At 64.0% G+C, this 15,000-nt stretch carries 20 protein-coding genes and 1 tRNA gene (1 of these 21 only partly in view); 12 read left to right on the forward strand and 9 right to left on the reverse strand.

Features of this window, described 5'->3' with window-relative positions:
• Positions 1 to 27: 27 nt before the first annotated feature.
• Complete coding sequence (clpA, locus tag VF769_RS00955) at positions 28 to 2,346, forward strand: ATP-dependent Clp protease ATP-binding subunit ClpA (protein WP_331006497.1); 2,319 nt, start codon at positions 28 to 30, stop codon at positions 2,344 to 2,346.
• A 53-nt stretch (positions 2,347 to 2,399) separates the two neighbouring features.
• Here clpA and VF769_RS00960 read toward each other — a convergent pair whose 3' ends face one another.
• Positions 2,400 to 2,837 (reverse strand): HIT family protein, encoded by a 438-nt coding sequence (locus VF769_RS00960; protein ID WP_331006498.1) that lies wholly within the window; start codon positions 2,835 to 2,837, stop codon positions 2,400 to 2,402.
• A 123-nt stretch (positions 2,838 to 2,960) separates the two neighbouring features.
• Between VF769_RS00960 and VF769_RS00965 the strand changes: the two genes are divergently transcribed.
• Together VF769_RS00965 and rpmG are read left to right on the forward strand one after the other, a co-directional pair.
• On the forward strand, positions 2,961 to 3,632 hold the full coding sequence (locus VF769_RS00965) for an NUDIX hydrolase (RefSeq protein WP_331006499.1): 672 nt from the start codon (positions 2,961 to 2,963) through the stop codon (positions 3,630 to 3,632).
• 67 nt (positions 3,633 to 3,699) lie between these two features.
• Positions 3,700 to 3,867 carry a 50S ribosomal protein L33 gene (rpmG, locus tag VF769_RS00970; protein WP_331006500.1) on the forward strand — a complete coding sequence of 56 codons (168 nt, stop codon included), beginning with the start codon at positions 3,700 to 3,702 and terminating at the stop codon, positions 3,865 to 3,867.
• Between the two features lie 97 nt (positions 3,868 to 3,964).
• Here the strand turns inward: rpmG and VF769_RS00975 are convergent, their stop codons facing one another.
• Complete coding sequence (locus VF769_RS00975) at positions 3,965 to 4,375, reverse strand: PaaI family thioesterase (protein ID WP_331006501.1); 411 nt, start codon at positions 4,373 to 4,375, stop codon at positions 3,965 to 3,967.
• 37 nt (positions 4,376 to 4,412) lie between these two features.
• Here VF769_RS00975 and VF769_RS00980 point away from each other — a divergent pair, with 37 nt between their 5' ends.
• On the forward strand, positions 4,413 to 5,183 hold the full coding sequence (locus VF769_RS00980; RefSeq protein WP_331006502.1) for a competence/damage-inducible protein A: 771 nt from the start codon (positions 4,413 to 4,415) through the stop codon (positions 5,181 to 5,183).
• Here VF769_RS00980 and VF769_RS00985 read toward each other — a convergent pair.
• Positions 5,180 to 5,854: a GNAT family N-acetyltransferase gene (locus VF769_RS00985; RefSeq protein WP_331006503.1), complete on the reverse strand. Its 675-nt coding sequence runs from the start codon at positions 5,852 to 5,854 to the stop codon at positions 5,180 to 5,182. The genes VF769_RS00980 and VF769_RS00985 overlap by 4 nt on opposite strands.
• 92 nt (positions 5,855 to 5,946) lie before the next feature.
• Here VF769_RS00985 and VF769_RS00990 point away from each other — a divergent pair.
• Positions 5,947 to 6,033, forward strand: a tRNA-Leu gene (locus VF769_RS00990).
• 4 nt (positions 6,034 to 6,037) lie between these two features.
• Here VF769_RS00990 and VF769_RS00995 read toward each other — a convergent pair.
• Positions 6,038 to 6,286 carry a hypothetical protein gene (locus VF769_RS00995; protein WP_331006504.1) on the reverse strand — a complete coding sequence of 83 codons (249 nt, stop codon included), beginning with the start codon at positions 6,284 to 6,286 and terminating at the stop codon, positions 6,038 to 6,040.
• A gap of 62 nt (positions 6,287 to 6,348) precedes the next feature.
• Between VF769_RS00995 and VF769_RS01000 the strand changes: the two genes are divergently transcribed.
• The 3 genes from VF769_RS01000 to VF769_RS01010 are packed head-to-tail and all read left to right on the forward strand — an operon-like array spanning position 6,349 to position 8,490.
• Entirely contained in the window at positions 6,349 to 6,993 is a 645-nt protein-coding gene (locus VF769_RS01000) for a trimeric intracellular cation channel family protein (RefSeq protein WP_349258070.1), read from the forward strand.
• The gene (locus VF769_RS01005; RefSeq protein ID WP_331006506.1) at positions 6,974 to 7,879 is read left to right on the forward strand and encodes a hydroxymethylglutaryl-CoA lyase; all 906 of its coding nucleotides are present in this window, start codon (positions 6,974 to 6,976) and stop codon (positions 7,877 to 7,879) included. Before VF769_RS01000 ends, VF769_RS01005 begins: the two co-directional genes overlap by 20 nt.
• Positions 7,880 to 7,881: 2 nt before the next feature.
• Complete coding sequence (locus tag VF769_RS01010; RefSeq protein ID WP_331006507.1) at positions 7,882 to 8,490, forward strand: DUF998 domain-containing protein; 609 nt, start codon at positions 7,882 to 7,884, stop codon at positions 8,488 to 8,490.
• A 49-nt stretch (positions 8,491 to 8,539) separates the two neighbouring features.
• Here the strand turns inward: VF769_RS01010 and VF769_RS01015 are convergent, their stop codons facing one another.
• A complete protein-coding gene (locus tag VF769_RS01015; protein ID WP_331006508.1) occupies positions 8,540 to 9,208 on the reverse strand; it encodes a TorF family putative porin in 669 nt (222 codons plus the stop codon).
• A 320-nt stretch (positions 9,209 to 9,528) separates the two neighbouring features.
• Between VF769_RS01015 and VF769_RS01020 the strand changes: the two genes are divergently transcribed.
• Positions 9,529 to 10,494, forward strand: coding sequence for a calcium/sodium antiporter (locus tag VF769_RS01020; RefSeq protein WP_331006509.1), 966 nt, complete (start codon positions 9,529 to 9,531; stop codon positions 10,492 to 10,494).
• 38 nt (positions 10,495 to 10,532) lie between these two features.
• Positions 10,533 to 10,988: a preQ(1) synthase gene (queF, locus tag VF769_RS01025; protein ID WP_331006510.1), complete on the forward strand. Its 456-nt coding sequence runs from the start codon at positions 10,533 to 10,535 to the stop codon at positions 10,986 to 10,988.
• Between the two features lies 1 nt (position 10,989).
• Here the strand turns inward: queF and VF769_RS01030 are convergent, their stop codons facing one another.
• Positions 10,990 to 11,286, reverse strand: coding sequence for an antibiotic biosynthesis monooxygenase (locus VF769_RS01030; protein WP_331006511.1), 297 nt, complete (start codon positions 11,284 to 11,286; stop codon positions 10,990 to 10,992).
• A 76-nt stretch (positions 11,287 to 11,362) separates the two neighbouring features.
• Entirely contained in the window at positions 11,363 to 11,992 is a 630-nt protein-coding gene (locus VF769_RS01035; RefSeq protein ID WP_331006512.1) for a nitroreductase, read from the reverse strand.
• A gap of 44 nt (positions 11,993 to 12,036) precedes the next feature.
• On the opposite strand from VF769_RS01035, the gene VF769_RS01040 reads away from it, so the two are divergent.
• Together VF769_RS01040 and cysE are read left to right on the forward strand one after the other, a co-directional pair.
• On the forward strand, positions 12,037 to 12,654 hold the full coding sequence (locus VF769_RS01040) for an NUDIX hydrolase (RefSeq protein ID WP_331006513.1): 618 nt from the start codon (positions 12,037 to 12,039) through the stop codon (positions 12,652 to 12,654).
• Complete coding sequence (cysE, locus tag VF769_RS01045) at positions 12,654 to 13,466, forward strand: serine O-acetyltransferase (protein WP_331006514.1); 813 nt, start codon at positions 12,654 to 12,656, stop codon at positions 13,464 to 13,466. Before VF769_RS01040 ends, cysE begins: the two co-directional genes overlap by 1 nt.
• A gap of 3 nt (positions 13,467 to 13,469) precedes the next feature.
• Here cysE and VF769_RS01050 read toward each other — a convergent pair whose 3' ends face one another.
• A complete protein-coding gene (locus VF769_RS01050) occupies positions 13,470 to 14,045 on the reverse strand; it encodes a GDYXXLXY domain-containing protein (RefSeq protein ID WP_331006515.1) in 576 nt (191 codons plus the stop codon).
• Positions 14,042 to 15,000 carry the 3' portion of a DUF2157 domain-containing protein gene (locus VF769_RS01055; RefSeq protein ID WP_331006516.1) on the reverse strand. 124 nt of this gene lie beyond the right edge of the window, so 959 of the gene's 1,083 nt are visible here — the last part of the coding sequence; its start codon lies beyond the right edge, outside the window; the stop codon is at positions 14,042 to 14,044. Before VF769_RS01055 ends, VF769_RS01050 begins: the two co-directional genes overlap by 4 nt.

Here is a 15,000-nt window from a genome sequence, read left to right on the forward strand (position 1 = left end):
TGCACGATGGAAAAGGAATAGGCTCGGATGGCGACTTTCTCACGCACGCTCGAACACACGCTCCGGCGTGCGCTCTCGTTCGCGAACGAGCATCAGCACGAGTACGTGACGCTGGAGCACCTGTTGCTCTCTTTGATCGACGACGACGACGCGGCGGGCGTGATGCACGCCTGCAAGGTCGATCTCGACAAGCTGCGCACGAACCTCGAATCGTATCTTGAGACCGAACTCGACAGTCTGGTCGTGAACAATCGCGATCATGAGGAGCCGCGCCCGACGGCCGGTTTCCAGCGCGTTCTGCAACGCGCGATGCTGCATGTGGACTCAAGCGGCGGCCGCGAAGTCACCGGCGCCAATGTGCTGGTGGCGCTGTTCAGCGAACGAGAAAGCCACGCCGCCTATTTCCTGCAAGAGCAGGACATGACCCGCTATGACGCCGTGAACTTCATCGCCCATGGCCTGCCGAAGCGCGCAGGCGCCGCCCAATCGCGCCCGGTGCGCGGCGCGCAAGAGGCCGAGGACGGCGAGCGCGTTGTGAAGCAGGGGAGTGAAGCGCTCGCGGCCTATTGCGTGAACCTCAACAAGAAGGCCAAGGAAGGCAAAATCGACCCGCTGATCGGGCGCGAGGCTGAAGTGCTGCGCGCGATCCAAATCCTGTGCCGGCGCAACAAGAATAATCCGCTGCTGGTGGGCGATCCGGGCGTCGGCAAGACGGCGATCGCCGAAGGCTTGGCGCGCAAGATCAACGAAAAGCAGGTGCCGGAGGTGCTCGCCGACGCCACCATCTTCTCGCTCGATATGGGCGCGTTGCTCGCCGGCACACGCTATCGCGGCGATTTCGAAGAGCGCCTGAAGAGCGTGATGAAGGAACTCGAGAACCACCCGAAAGCGGTGCTGTTCATCGACGAGATTCATACCGTGATCGGCGCGGGCGCCACCAGCGGCGGCGCGATGGATGCGTCGAACCTGCTAAAGCCGGCGCTGCAATCGGGTCAGCTCCGCTGCATGGGCTCGACCACGTACAAGGAATATCGTCAGCACTTCGAAAAGGATCGCGCTTTGGCGCGGCGCTTCCAGAAGATCGATGTCAACGAGCCGTCGATCCCGGATGCGATCAAGATCCTGATGGGTCTGAAGCCGTATTTCGAAGAATTCCACAAAGTGAAGTACACGGACGAAGCGATCAAGGTCGCGGTCGAGCTGTCGGCGCGACACATGGGCGATCGCAAGCTGCCGGACAAGGCGATCGACGTGATCGATGAAACGGGCGCGTCGATGATGTTGCTGCCGCCCGATCAACGCCGCGAGAAGATTGATGTGGCCGACGTCGAGGAAGTGGTGGCGCGGATGGCGCGCATCCCCCCGAAATCGGTGTCGAAGAACGATTCCGAAATGCTCGCCTCGCTGCCGGGCGATTTGAAGCGCGTTGTGTTCGGTCAGGACAATGCGATCGATCAGCTTGCCGCCGCCATCAAGATGGCGCGTGCGGGTCTGCGCGAGCCGCATAAGCCGATCGGCTCGTATCTGTTCGCGGGCCCGACTGGCGTCGGCAAAACCGAAGTCGCGCGGTCGCTCGCGAACATTCTGGGCATCGAGTTGCTGCGCTTCGATATGTCCGAATACATGGAACGCCACACGGTGAGCCGTCTCATCGGCGCGCCTCCGGGCTATGTCGGCTTCGACCAAGGCGGCTTGCTCACCGATGGCGTCGATCAGCATCCGCATAGCGTGTTGCTGCTCGACGAAATCGAGAAGGCGCACCCCGATCTGTTCAACATCCTGCTGCAAGTGATGGACAACGGCACGCTGACGGATGCGAACGGCAAGAAGGTCGATTTCAGGAACGTGATCCTGATCATGACCACGAACGCCGGCGCGTCGGACGCGGCCAAGCAAGGCATCGGCTTTGGCGCGGGCAAGAAGGATCACGAAAATGAAGAGGCGATCAAACGCCTGTTCACGCCGGAATTCCGCAACCGTCTCGACGCGGTGATCAGCTTCGGCGGTCTGCCGCCGGAAGTGGTGCGCAACGTCGTGCAGAAATTCATCATCCAGCTCGAAGGCCAACTCGCCGAGCGCAACGTGCAGATCGAAATCACCGATCGCGCCGCGGATTGGCTGGCGGCCAAGGGCTATGATGAAAGCTTCGGCGCGCGTCCGCTCGGCCGCTTGATCCAAGAACAAGTGAAGAAGCCGATGGCGGACGAGTTGCTGTTCGGCAAACTGAAGGACGGCGGCATCGTCAAGATCGACCTCGATCCGGCCGACGACACGAAGCTGAAATTCACCTACCACCAAGAGCCACGCGGGCTTCTGAGCTTCGGCAAGAAGCCTGAGAAGGCGTAAGCTTCTATGCTTCGAGCAACGAAACGGCGGCGCGAAAGCGTCGCCGTTTTTGTTTACTCCATCGCCGCCGCGATCTGCTTGGCGATCTGCTCCAGCTCGGCGATGTCAGCGCGGTTGCCGTGGCCGTGGCCAGCGAGGCGCACGCCCTCGTAGCGGGGGATGATGTGGAAATGCAGATGGAAGATAGTCTGCCCCGCCGGCGCGCCGTTGAATTGCGTGACGGTGACGCCGTCTGGATTGAGCGCTTTGGCTGTGGCCTTCGAGAGCTTGTGCACCACGGCCATCAATGAAGCGACGCGGTCAGCGGGGAGTTCGAGGAAATTGCGTGCGCGCGTATTCTTCGGAACGATCAGCACATGGCCGCGCGCCTGCGGGAAGATATCCATGAAGGCGAGCGTGTCGGCATCTTCATAGACCTTCACAGCCGGAATCTCGCCGCGCAGGATTTTCGCGAAGAGATTATTGTCGTCGTAATCGCCGTAAAGGCTCATGCCTGTTCCTCCTGAACGGCTGAACCGTAGCGGCGCCCGGATCGGCGTGAAAGCCCGTTGCCGCTACGCCATCTGGCGCAGGCGCCAATGTCGCGCCAGCATGGCCCGTGCTAGGAGGCGGCCATGAAGCGCCCCGAACAATTCGAGATGACGGCCGAGGAGAAGATCTTCGACGCGCCCGACGCCGAGAAGCCGAAGGTGGTGAAGCCGCGCGACGCGGCCACGCTCATTCTGGTGCGCGGCGGGCGCGAGGTGATGATGGGCCAACGCTCCAAGGGCCACGTTTTCATGCCGGACAAATGGGTGTTTCCAGGCGGCCGGGTCGATCCGCAGGACGCGCGGGCGAAGGCGGCTACGGAACTCACGCCAGAGACCGAGGCGCTGTTGAAGCTGGGCGGGGTGATCCGCCGCCCGCCGCGCGCCTATGCCTTAGCAGCCACCCGCGAGACGCTGGAAGAGACGGGGCTGATTGTGGGCGGGGCCAGTGGCCCCGAGCTGGATAAGCTGCAATTCGTAGCCCGGGCCATCACCCCGCCCTACCGACCCCGCCGCTTCGACGCTCGGTTCTTCCTGGCCGACGCCGAGGAGGTTCTGGCCTCCTTCGAGCCGGTAGCCGGAGAAGAATTGCTGCACACGAAATGGTTTAGCCTGGACGACGCCGAGGCGCTGGATTTGCCCTCGATCACCCGCTTTGTGCTCAAGGAGGTCCGCCTGAGGCTCGCGGGGCAGGCGGTGGAGCCCCCATTTCTGCGCTTTCTGCGGGGCAGCCACCAAATGGATCGGCTTAAAAGTTGACTTCCCGCTGGCGGTGCGTATTTTCCGCGCCTTCGTTTTCCCCACTTAAGAATTCCGGGCCCGTCCTATGGCTAAGCCGACTGTCATCAAGATCCGTCTGAACTCCACGGCGGACACGGGCTATTTCTACGTGACGAAGAAGAATCCGCGCACGAAGACGGAAAAGCTCAAGTTCAAGAAGTATGACCCGATCGCGCGCAAGCACGTCGAGTTCGTCGAAGGCAAGATTAAGTAAGTTCGTGCGCGCCGCGGGCGCGCTCAAGGCAGAAAGCAATGGGCAGTAGGCAATGGGCCTGCTGCCTTTTTGTTTGCCTATTGCCCACTGCACTGCCTCACTTCGGGTAAAGGATCATCTGCGTGCAGCGGAAGAGGGCGATGGTCTTGCCCGTCGCCTCGTCCTTCACCTCGGCGTCCCAGACCTGTGTGTTGCGTCCGCCATGGACGAGCTTGGCCTCGCACATGACCGCGCCCTCGCGAACGGTGCCGAGGAAATTGGTTTTGACCTCAATGGTGGTGAAATTGGCGGCTGTTTCGGGCTTGGAGATGAAGCAGCCATAGCCGCAGGCGCTGTCGGCCAGCGCAATGACGCTCGCGGCGTGCAGGAAGCCGTTGGGCGCGAGGTGATGTTCCTTCACGTCGAACCGGCCGCGGATGTAGCCAGGGCGGGCTTCCGGCCATTGCAGCCCCAAATGGTCTGGGAGCTTCCCGCTCTGACGTTCGGTAAGGGCGGCGGCAAAATCCATAACGCGTCTCCTGCGTATTGAATGCTAGGATGAACCCATGACGCTCCGACAAGTCAAAGCCGCCGTAGTGCTGATCGGCGATGAGCTGCTTTCTGGCCGCACGCAGGATGTGAACCTGCGCACGATCGCGAAATTCCTGGCGCCGCTGGGCGTGCAAGTGGCGGAGGCGCGCGTGGTGTCGGATGCGCCGGAGGCGATTGTCGCGGCGGTCAACGATCTGCGCGCGCGCCATGATTATGTCTTCACGACTGGCGGCATCGGCCCGACGCATGACGACAAGACTGCCGACGCCGTGGCGGCCGCGTTTGGCGTGCCAATTGATGTGCGTGACGACGCGCGCGCCATTCTTGAAGCGCATTACAAGGACCGCGCCAGCCTCAATGAATCGCGCTTGCGGATGGCCCGCATTCCCGACGGTGCGTCGCTGATCGCCAACCCCGTGTCGAAGGCGCCGGGCTTCCAACTCGGCAACGTGTTCGTGATGGCGGGCGTGCCGTCGATCATGCGCGGCATGCTGGAAGATGTCGGCCACCGCATTGAAGGTGGCGCGGTTGTGCGAAGCGTCACCGTGCGCGGCAAGGGCATCCCCGAAGGCGCGATCGCGGAGGGCTTAGGCAAACTGGAAGCGGACGCCGAGGGCGCAGTGTCGTTTGGCTCGTATCCGTGGTTCGCGCCGGGCGATTTCGGCGTGCACTTGGTCGCCCGCTCGGCGGAGCCGGACCGCCTGGCCAAGGCGGCGCAAGATCTGAAGGCGGTGATCCTCGCCGCCGGCGGCGCGCCCGAGGAAGTGGACGAAGGCGCCGCTTAGGCGCGTCTCCACACCGCGTGCGTGACCTCGCGGCGCGTGGCGAAACCCAGCGATTGATAGAGCGCGATCGCGCCTGTGTTGTTGGCGTAGGTGTGGAGGAACGGCGTCTCGCCGTCGGCGATGATGCGCGCGCCGACATGGCGCATGAGCGCTGCGCCATAGCCGCGACCGCGATAATCGGGATGCGTGCAGACGCCGCTGATTTCAACGAAGCCCTCGATCTGCAGACGCTCGCCCGCCATCGCCACCAGCTTGCCGCCATCGCGAATACCGACGAAGCGTCCCAGCGTGTGCGTACGTGCGCGGAACGGGCCGGGTTTTGTGAGCAAGGCGAGTTCGAGCATTTCCGCGGCGTCCGCATCGCGCAGCGTCTCGATCTGGAAGGGTCGGGCCGCGGGAGCGAAATCCTTCCACACCATCTGCAGGCCAGGCGCGCTCAAGCTGAGCGCCACGCCCGGCGGCGGCGCGGGCGGCGCCGGCTCAAGCAACGAGATGTCGCCGTCCTCTGGAATGAGTTCGGCGAGCGCGTTCACCGCCTCGTGCGACGGCTCCGCGCAGGCCGCAAACGGTCCGATATCGGTGCGAAAGCGCCGCGCCAGCGGGCCGCCTTCGGCGAGATGCGCTTGGCGGCTTGTCAGGGCCGTCCAGGCCAGTTTGTCCAAGGGGTGCATATCGCTCTCCGCGCGGCGGCGTATGTAGGCGGCCGCGTCGCCGCGCGCCATCCTTGCGCCGATGGGCCAAAGCCCGGTATCCAGCGCGCGGCGCGAGCGTGGCGAAACCGGTAGACGCAGCGGACTTAAAATCCGTTCGCCGCAAGGCGGTGCGGGTTCAACTCCCGCCGCTCGCACCAAATGTCAGGCGATGAAATAGGCGGTGTCGGTCTCCGCCTCGAAGCGCAGCATGCCGGCCTGCGCGATCAGATCGAGCGCGACGGCGGGGCTCATCTTTAAGTTCTTGTCGCGGACGACCGTTTCCATGGCCATGAACAATTCATGCGCGGGGGCGCTGTCGCGGCCGGCAAATCTGGCCGCGAGGAGAAGATAGAGCCCCTGTGCGGTGGGGTTGGCCTGTTCGGCCGGGCCGAGCGAGTTCGCAAAGAACATGGGTCTTCTCCACGCGACGCCAGTCAATACGCTAGGATGGCGTGATTCAACCCGTTGGCGGCATCTTGATCGCACCTGACACCCTTCCCGTACTGCCGCCGGCCTACGATTATGCCGGCGTGACGGTGTTTGCGCTGACGGGCGCGCTCGCGGCCGCGCGGGACCGGCACGACATCATCACCTTCTGGTTCTTCGCGGTATTCACAGGCGTTGGCGGCGGAACGTTGCGCGATCTGCTGATTGGTGCGCCGGTGTTTTGGGTGGGGGACCCGACCTATCTGGGCATCGGATTGGCTGCGGCGATCGCGGTCTGGTTTGCCGCGCCGCACTTGGCTCGCGCGAAGACGCTGATCTGGCTCGATGCCGTGGGATTGGCGGCGTATGCGGTGATCGGCGCGGGGAAGGCGCTGGCGCTGGGCGTCGATCCGTTCGTGTCCGTGGCGATGGGGGTGCTGACCGCGTGCTTCGGCGGCATTATTCGCGACGTCTTAGCGGAACAGCCGTCGGCGTTGTTGAAGCGCGAGATCACGATTTCCGCGGCGCTGCTTGCAGCGGCCGGGTTTGTGGCGTTGGAGGCCCTCGGCGTTCCCGCGGGTTGGGCGGGTCTAGCGGGCGCATTGGCGGGTTTCGGCTTGCGCGCTGGGGCCATACATTATGGCTGGGCCTTGCCCGGCTTCGGAGAAAGAAGTGGCGAAGGAAAAGCTTGAACTCGTCGAAGTCAGTCCACGCGACGGGCTGCAGAACGAGCCCGACCTGGTCTCGACGGACAACAAGCTGGCGCTGATCGATCATATCGTGGCGGCTGGTTTTCGCCGGCTTGAGGCAGGCAGCTTCGTCAATCCGAAAAAGGTGCCGCAAATGGCTGACGGCGATGCGGTCTTCGCCGGCGTGCCGAAGCGCGCTGACGTGACTTACATCGCGCTGGCCCTGAATTTGCGCGGCGTCGAGCGCGCGCTGGCGGCGGGCGCCAAGGAGATCAATTACGTCTTCTGCGCGTCGGACGGATTTTCGATTCGCAACAATGGCGGCACGGTCGCGGAGACGTTCGCTGTGTGGCCCGACGTGGCGGCGGCGGCGAAGGCGGGCGGCGCGCGATTGTCGGCGACGGTGTCGACAGCCTTTGGCTGTCCGTTCGATGGCGAAGTGCCGGTGGCGCGCGTGGTCGAAGTGGCGGAGCGCTGCGTGGCCCAGGACGTGTTTGAGTTGGCGTTAGCCGACACGATCGGCGTCGGCGCGCCCAGTGATGTGCATGAGCGCTTTCGCGCGGTGAAGGCGGCGATCCCGAAACACGTTCAGCTGCGCGCGCATTTCCACAATACGCGCAACACGGCGCTCGCGAACGCGGTGGCGGCGGTGGAAGAGGGCGTGCGCGTCTTGGACGGGTCGCTCGCCGGCATTGGCGGCTGCCCGTTCGCGCCGGGCGCCGCGGGCAATGTGCCGACCGAAGACCTAGCCTACATGTTCAACCGCATGGGTTTCGATACCGGAATCGATCTCGATCGCGCCATTGAAGGCGCGCACTTCATTGGCGGCGTGCTGGGTCGCAAGACGCCTGGCATGGTCAGCCGCGCGCCGAAATGGCCGAAGGATTGAGCATGACGAACAAGCTGGCGGGTCTGTGCGGCCTTCTGGGCGCCGCGTGGATTGTGATCGGTACGCTGGTCGGCGCGGCGCTGTACCCAGGCTACGACCATGGGGCGCAATTCATCAGTGAGCTTGGCGCGATCGACGCGCCGTTTGGACGGGCGTTCAGTTTGTTCGGCTTTCTGCCAGCCGGAATTTTGCTTTGCACCTTTGCGGTCGTTGCTTGGGCCGCTTCGCCAAAGTCAATCCTCTCGGCGCTGGGTTTCTTCGGCGTTTTCTTATTTTACCTCGGCTATGTGGGCGCGGGCTTCTTTCAGTGTGATGCGGGCTGCCGACCGGAAAGTCCAAGTTCGTCGCAGATGATGCACAATCTGTTTGGCCTGTTGGGCTATTTCTTCGCGCCAGTAACGCTTGGGCTGTTGGGGCTTGCCGCGCGCAAATGGACGGGCGCGCGGACGCTGCAAATTCTTGGCTATGCGGGTGCTGTTGTTGCGTTGGTCGCGCTGGCCTTGTTCTCACCGTCCTCCGATTTCGTGGGCGCCGTGCAGCGTGGACTCGAAGCAAGCATGCTGATCTGGGTGCTCGCGTTTTCAGTGCGCGCGCTTTCGCTCGAACAATAAGGCCGCCGCGTTGCCGCGACGGCCTCAAAGTCTGCGCTTGCTCTAAAGCTTAGAGTTCGCGGCTGATCGTGAACGAGATTTCCTCGTCCAGGCCAGGGATGTCCGCCTCATGATAGCGGAGATCGAAGCCGAAGCCGTGGAAGGCGTACGACGCGCCGATGTTCCAGGTGTCGTAATCACCGGCGGTGTCGACGTCTTGATTGCCGAACGCGCCGGAAACGCTGAACGCATCGCTGAAGGCATAAGCAGCGTTCAGTTCGAGGTAGAGCGACTCGTCACCGCCGTCGCCGCCAAACTCATCCGAGGCGTAAGCCGCGGCGCCAATCGAGAAGGCGTCTGTCGGGCTAATGCCTGCGGCCACTTTCAACTCGAAGAAGTCGAGGTCGTCGGCACCCGGATAGAGATAGCCAAGGACGCCGAAGTCCAGGCTGACCGGGCCGAGCGTCGGCGTGAAGCCGGCATAGACATCGAGCTCGGCCGACGCGTCGGCGCCGAAATCGTCAACCGACGACGCCCAGGTGCCGACATAGAACATGTCATTGCTGTAGTCGGCGCCGCCCTGCACGGCGAACTCGCCGTCGGACTGCGTGATGCCGCGCCAAACGTAATTGCTGGTGAACGCAACGTTCGCGGTCACCGTGCCTTCGGCGGCGGCGACGCCCGTCGTGCCAACCGTGGCCGCACCGGCCAACATGGCCAGACCAAGCAGTTTCTTCATTGTACGCATCCTTCTTCCCCCGCAGGTTTCTCGCCGCGGCTGCGCAGCGAGGCTCACGCGTTAACGTGAACGATAGGTTAAGCCGGCACAGCCTTGGCTGATTGAGCGTGACAGGAAAGCCATCAGCGTTGCAGCAGCGCCACGGATGCATCTTGCGCCCCTTTCTTGGGCGGCGGGAGGTGGGGGCGCTGCAAGTTTGCGCAGTGTGACATCAGCGCAGCAATTTAATGGATAGGGCGTGCGTGTGGCTTTGGGGACAAAGTCCTATCGCATGGGGTAGTGAAGCGGTCGGCAAGGGCAATTCAAGAGGCGGGGGCTGCGTGGAGGTTTGGCTGCAGATCGGCGCGGGCCTGATTTTGCTTGGGCTTGGCGGCGAAGGGGTGGTGCGCGGCGCCGTCGGCGTGGCGCGCAGGCTTGGCGTGTCGGAATTGCTGATTGGCCTCACGCTCGTGGGCTTCGGCACCTCCACCCCGGAATTGCTGACGAGCATCAGCGCCGCATTGCGCGGATCAGACGGCGTGGCGGTCGGCAATGTCGTAGGCTCCAACATCTCCAATATTCTGTTGATCGCCGCGCTGGCGGCGATCGCGAGGCCGATTGCGGTGTCCCGGGCGGCGGTGTTCCGCGACGGGTCGACGATGATCGCGGCTTCGGTGGCGCTTGCGGCGTACGCCTTCTTCTTCTCCAGCATTGAACGATGGACTGGGGCCATCTTGCTCGGGCTGCTGGCCGCTTACATTTGGTCGACTTGGCGTCTCGAGCGCGGTTCGCAGATTCCATCGGCCGAATTGCACCGGGCGGAAAGCCACGCGTACGATCCGGCGCCGCCGTCTCTGTGGGCTTCGCTGCTCTTCGCCCTCGGCGGCATTGCCGTTTTGATTCTTGGCGCTGACCTGCTCGTCCAAGGCGCGGTGACGTTGGCGCGGAGTGCAGGGCTCTCCGAAACCGTGATTGGCCTCACCATCGTTGCCGTCGGCACCTCGCTGCCGGAATTGGTGGCGACCTTGGCGGCGGCGGCGAAAGGCCGATCCGAGGTCGCGTTCGGCAATGTCGTGGGGTCCAACATCTATAACGTGCTCGGCGTGCTTAGCGTGACGGCCGTGATCCAGCCGGTGTCGATCCCGATCGACCTTCACCCTGTCGATTGGGCGGTATTTGTCGCATCCGCGGCCTTGTTGGTGTTCCACGCCTGGACCGGGGCGCGCGTCAGTCGGGGTGAAGGCGGCGTGTTGCTGGCGCTCTATCTGCTCTACATCGCCTATTTGGTGGGGCGGACAGGCGTATAAGCTTGGCGCCGCGCATTGCCGGAGCTACCTCGCCCGCCATGACTGACACCACGCTCACGCAGCTCGGGAAGAGCGCGCCGATTCCAGCTAGTCCGGACGAGGCCGTGCTTGAGCGCGCGCCGAATCCGCACAAAGGCGCGCTTTATCTGGCGCGTTTCACTGCGCCCGAATTCACCTCGATCTGCCCCGTGACCGGCCAGCCGGATTTCGGCGTGCTCGTGATCGATTACGCGCCGGCGGATTGGATCGTGGAATCCAAGAGCTTGAAGCTCTTCCTGCAGAGCTTCCGCAATCATGGCGCGTTTCACGAGGATTGTACCGTGGGCGTGGCCAAGCGGATCGTGGAGGCGATCAGCCCGACATGGCTGCGCATTGGCGGCTATTGGAATCCGCGCGGCGGCATGCCGATCGACGTGTTCTGGCAAACCGGCGCGCCGCCGGATGGGCTCTGGCTGCCCGACCAGGGCGTGGCCACCTATCGCGCGCGCGGTTGAGCTATTTCAGCTCAAGCACGACAGGGCCCGACACTGGATCGGTGAGACCGAGGCCGCCGCCGAGATCCTCAAGCGTATCGCGGAAGCCGTCGAGTGTTGCGACCATGTGTGGGCGCGCGGCGGCGAGCGCGTCCATGTCGCTCCATTCCGCGACAATGCAATAGGTCCGATCGCCGGTCTTGATGATGTTGGCGTGGCGCAGGCCCGGCCAGTTTCTTTCGACCCGCAAATGGGCGTCGAGGAAATCCTTGTCCCGGCCCGGCTTCACCCGAAAGCGCACGGCGTTGAACGCAGTCATAACGCACCTCCTTGGGAAGAGGCGGCTGGTGTGCGCTCATCGCCCGTGGCTTACAAGCGCGTCGGCGCGCTTGCGCTCAAAAGCGTGTAACGCGGCCTTCGGAAGTCGCGCGCACGCGCTCTGTCGCGGGTTCGCGCGCCGTGCCAAGATAGACAAAGCCGGCGACGTGTTCGTGCTCGGCAAGGCCAAGCGCTTTGCGCGCGCGCGCGTCGAACGCCGGCCATTCCGTGATCCAAGCGCCGGCAAAGCCCATCGCGTGCGCACTCAACAGAAGGGCAAAACACACCGCGCCCGCGGACATGATCTGCTCCCATTCCGGCACTTTGGGCGATGGCTTCGGTGACGACACCACCATCACGCAGCTCGGCGCGCGCAGGAACAGCCCCCGCGCTGCGGCGAGGCGCGCGTCGTCGACGCCGTCGTCATGGGCAATCACCTGCGCGAGGGCTTCGCCAGCGCGTTCGCGCGCGTCGCCGTCGATCACCACAAAGCGCCACGGGCCGAGCTTGCCGTGATCGGGGACGCGCGTGGACAGTGCGATCAAAGCGTCGATCTGTTCGGGTGATGGGCCTGGCTCAGCGAAGTGGGCGATTTTCGTGGAGCGCCGCCGAGCCAGCAGCGCCAGCGTCTCGGCGCTTTCATAAGACGCGTTGACGAGATCGTTGTCCTTGGGGGCGGCCGGAATAGCGGAAGCGGGAAGTGTCATATGGTCTCCGTGGCGCCGTTCGGCCGCGGCGGCTATGCAAGGGTATGAGTGAGCCCTGGGAAGAAGACTCCGATCCGTGGATCGTCAAGAGCGTGGATCGCACGTTCGAGAACCCGTGGTTTGTAGTCGATACGCACGCCGTCATTCACCCCCACGGCGCAGAGGGGCGTTACAGCGTCGTGCGGCCGCGCGGCGTGGCGGTTGGCGTGCTGCCGATCGATGCCGATGGTTGCGTGCATTTGGTCGGCCAATGGCGGTTTCCGTTGAAGCGCTATTCCTGGGAGATGCCCGAGGGCGGGGCCGCCCCCGACGAGGCGCCCATCGCCTGCGCCCGGCGGGAGCTGAAAGAAGAGACGGGGCTGACGGCGGGGACGCTCACGCCGATCCTGGAGATGGACCTCTCTAATTCCTTCACCGACGAGCGCGCCGTCGTGTTTCTGGCGACCGAACTCCAGCCCGGCGCGGCCGCGCCGGAACCCACCGAGGTGCTGAAGCGGCGCCGGGCGCCGTTTGTCGAGGTTCTGGATAAGGTCGTTTCGGGCTATATTCGCGATAGCATGACGGTTGCAGCCGTGCTGCGCGCCCACCACATGGCGGTGACAGGGCTGTTACCAGACGCTTTGGCCAGAGAGATGCTGGGCCAAGGCCAGGGAGGAAGATGATGGCCGAAGCTCAGCCCCGCGTGTTCGAGGCCTCCGGCGGCGTATGGGCCCAATTGCGGGTCGAAGCGATGCAGGCGGCGGCCGAGGAGCCGTTGCTTGCCTCCTATCTGCACGCGTCCATCCTGCACCATGACAAGATCGAAGACGCGCTCTCCTATCATTTGGCCCAGAAGCTGGGGCACGGTGATTTGCCGGCGTTGCAGCTGCGTGAGGTGATCCGCGAAGCTTACGCGGCCGATCCATCCCTGGTGGCGGCGGCGACGCGCGACATGCGTGTGGTGCGCGAGCGCGATCCCGCGTGCAGAACGTATCTGCAGCCTTTCCTGTTCTTCAAAGGCTATGGCGGGCTGCAGGCCTATCGCATCGCGCATTGGCTGTGGACGCAGGAGCGTCACATCCTTGCCTATCATCTGCAGAGCCGCATCTCCGAGCTCTTTGCGGTCGACATCCACCCCAACGCCAAGATCGGCGCAGGTGTGTTCATTGACCACGCGCACGGCATCGTCATCGGCGAAACCGCGGTGGTGGATGATGACGTCTCGATGCTGCACTCAGTGACGCTCGGCGGCACGGGCAAGGTTGGCGGCGATCGCCACCCAAAGATCAGGCGCGGCGTGATGATCGGGGCCGGCGCCAAAGTGCTTGGCAACATTACGGTCGGCGAAGACGCCCGCATCGCGGCGGGCTCGGTTGTGTTGAGCGACGTCAGCGCGCGCTGCACGGTGGCCGGCGTGCCCGCCAAGCCCGTGGGCGGACCTTGTTGCGAAGGCACGAAGCCGGCCGAAGTGATGGATCAACGCATCGTCGAATAGCGGTCAAAGCCAGGAGAGCTCGAGACGCTGACCGTCGATCTCGACGCCTTTCAGACGCGCGCGGCCGTCGCGGCCGACGGAGACGATGGCGAAGGCGCGCGTGGTTTCCCCTGGGCGCTGCTCGCGCAACACTTGCTCGATGCGCAACGCATCACGTTGATTGATGTGAAAGCGGCTCACGCCGATGTCGATTTGCACCCAGCCCGGCGTCGACTCGCCCTCTGTCGGGGTGAAGGGCGGCGAGCAGGAGAACGAGCCTTTCACCGGCAGCGGGCCCACCAATTGCGCATTGTCGCGTGAGGACGCGTCGCCGACGAGCGAATAGACATTGCCGTCGCGTTGTCGGAGCACGAGCCAGGCCGCGTCATTATCGGCGGGGCATTGCTCCCCGGCGTCGAGGCGTTCAGTGAGATTTAACTCAACATAGTGGCCGCTCAGCAGTGAGCGTGGATCCACTGCCTCCATGGCGAGCATGATTTCTTGACCGCCACGCCGCGCCAATCCCTCGTTGATGACAAAAGCGACGAGGATCGCCGCGCACAAAGCCGCGACGCTCAGGATGCGAAGGCGCGCGCTCATGCGGGCTTATCCTTACGCCGCAGCACAAAGCCCGCGATCCCGGCGATGATCGCGCACAGCATGAAGACGCCCGCGGACGCCAGCAGATCAAGGCCGAGATCGGCGAGCAATGCGACGATGGCGCAGATCAAACTCAACACACCGACCGTCGTGACCAGCGCATGGCGATCGAAGCGGCCAAGCGCGATGAGCCCGCCGGACAAGATGAGCCAAACGATGCGATGCGCGTAGCCCGATGCGGCGCTGCCTTCAGCGCCGAACCACGGTAGATAGCCTGCGACGCCGAAGAAGAGCGTCGCTCCGGCGGCGAACCAGCCATAGAAAATGCCGGAAAATGGCCGTTCTTGCGTGAACATCCAGCGCGCCGCGGCGGCCATCGCGCCCATCATGATCGACAGAAAGAGAAACGTCGCCGCTTCCGCTTCGTTGCGCGCGGCAAACCAGCCGAAGCAATAAATGATCGCGAGCGCGGACGCGTGCGCGAGGGCGCCGGAGCCCCAACGCAAGGCCAGGAACGCGCCAAGTGGGGCCGCGATGAGCATCCACGGCGCTTCAGAATCGGCGCCGGCAAACCAATGCCGACCGGTGAAATCGCCAAGCGCGGTGAAGACGAGGCCGACAGTCGCCGCACCTGTTGACCGGCCTGCGATGCCGAGCGCGAACGCGGCGAGTGCGGCGCCGTACGACGCCGAGCGCGGATCGCCGGCGATGTCGAAAATTTGTCCGGTCAAGCCAATCGATGCGGCGAAGACGAGCGCGGCGATCATCAGCAAAATGTTGGACAAGATGGGACGCTGTTTATCGGCCGCCCAGGCGCCGCCAGCGGCGAAACCCAGGAACGCCGCGAGGATGAGGATGAAGCGCGCGAGCTTCGGCAGCGCGTCCCAATTGGCGGCGATGAAGGAGATGATTGCGATGCCGAACAAGAGCGCGCCAACCCATGCGAGCGCCGTCG

It is taken from the genome of Vitreimonas sp. (assembly GCF_036392335.1).
In the GTDB taxonomy this organism is placed as follows: domain Bacteria; phylum Pseudomonadota; class Alphaproteobacteria; order Caulobacterales; family Aquidulcibacteraceae; genus Vitreimonas.

Bases quoted from the DNA above. Each gene is read 5' to 3' on its own strand.
- VF769_RS01015 (WP_331006508.1), bottom strand. From the start codon at position 9,208: ATGAAGAAACTGCTTGGTCTGGCCATGTTGGCCGGTGCGGCCACGGTT.
- cysE (WP_331006514.1), top strand. From the start codon at position 12,654: ATGGCCGAAGCTCAGCCCCGCGTGTTCGAGGCCTCCGGCGGCGTATGG.
- rpmG (WP_331006500.1), top strand. From the start codon at position 3,700: ATGGCTAAGCCGACTGTCATCAAGATCCGTCTGAACTCCACGGCGGAC.
- VF769_RS01010 (WP_331006507.1), top strand. From the start codon at position 7,882: ATGACGAACAAGCTGGCGGGTCTGTGCGGCCTTCTGGGCGCCGCGTGG.
- VF769_RS01030 (WP_331006511.1), bottom strand. From the start codon at position 11,286: ATGACTGCGTTCAACGCCGTGCGCTTTCGGGTGAAGCCGGGCCGGGAC.
- VF769_RS00960 (WP_331006498.1), bottom strand. From the start codon at position 2,837: ATGAGCCTTTACGGCGATTACGACGACAATAATCTCTTCGCGAAAATC.
- VF769_RS00975 (WP_331006501.1), bottom strand. From the start codon at position 4,375: ATGGATTTTGCCGCCGCCCTTACCGAACGTCAGAGCGGGAAGCTCCCA.
- queF (WP_331006510.1), top strand. From the start codon at position 10,533: ATGACTGACACCACGCTCACGCAGCTCGGGAAGAGCGCGCCGATTCCA.
- VF769_RS01050 (WP_331006515.1), bottom strand. From the start codon at position 14,045: ATGAGCGCGCGCCTTCGCATCCTGAGCGTCGCGGCTTTGTGCGCGGCG.
- VF769_RS00985 (WP_331006503.1), bottom strand. From the start codon at position 5,854: ATGCACCCCTTGGACAAACTGGCCTGGACGGCCCTGACAAGCCGCCAA.
- clpA (WP_331006497.1), top strand. From the start codon at position 28: ATGGCGACTTTCTCACGCACGCTCGAACACACGCTCCGGCGTGCGCTC.
- VF769_RS01035 (WP_331006512.1), bottom strand. From the start codon at position 11,992: ATGACACTTCCCGCTTCCGCTATTCCGGCCGCCCCCAAGGACAACGAT.
- VF769_RS00965 (WP_331006499.1), top strand. From the start codon at position 2,961: ATGAAGCGCCCCGAACAATTCGAGATGACGGCCGAGGAGAAGATCTTC.
- VF769_RS01040 (WP_331006513.1), top strand. From the start codon at position 12,037: ATGAGTGAGCCCTGGGAAGAAGACTCCGATCCGTGGATCGTCAAGAGC.
- VF769_RS00980 (WP_331006502.1), top strand. From the start codon at position 4,413: ATGACGCTCCGACAAGTCAAAGCCGCCGTAGTGCTGATCGGCGATGAG.
- VF769_RS00995 (WP_331006504.1), bottom strand. From the start codon at position 6,286: ATGTTCTTTGCGAACTCGCTCGGCCCGGCCGAACAGGCCAACCCCACC.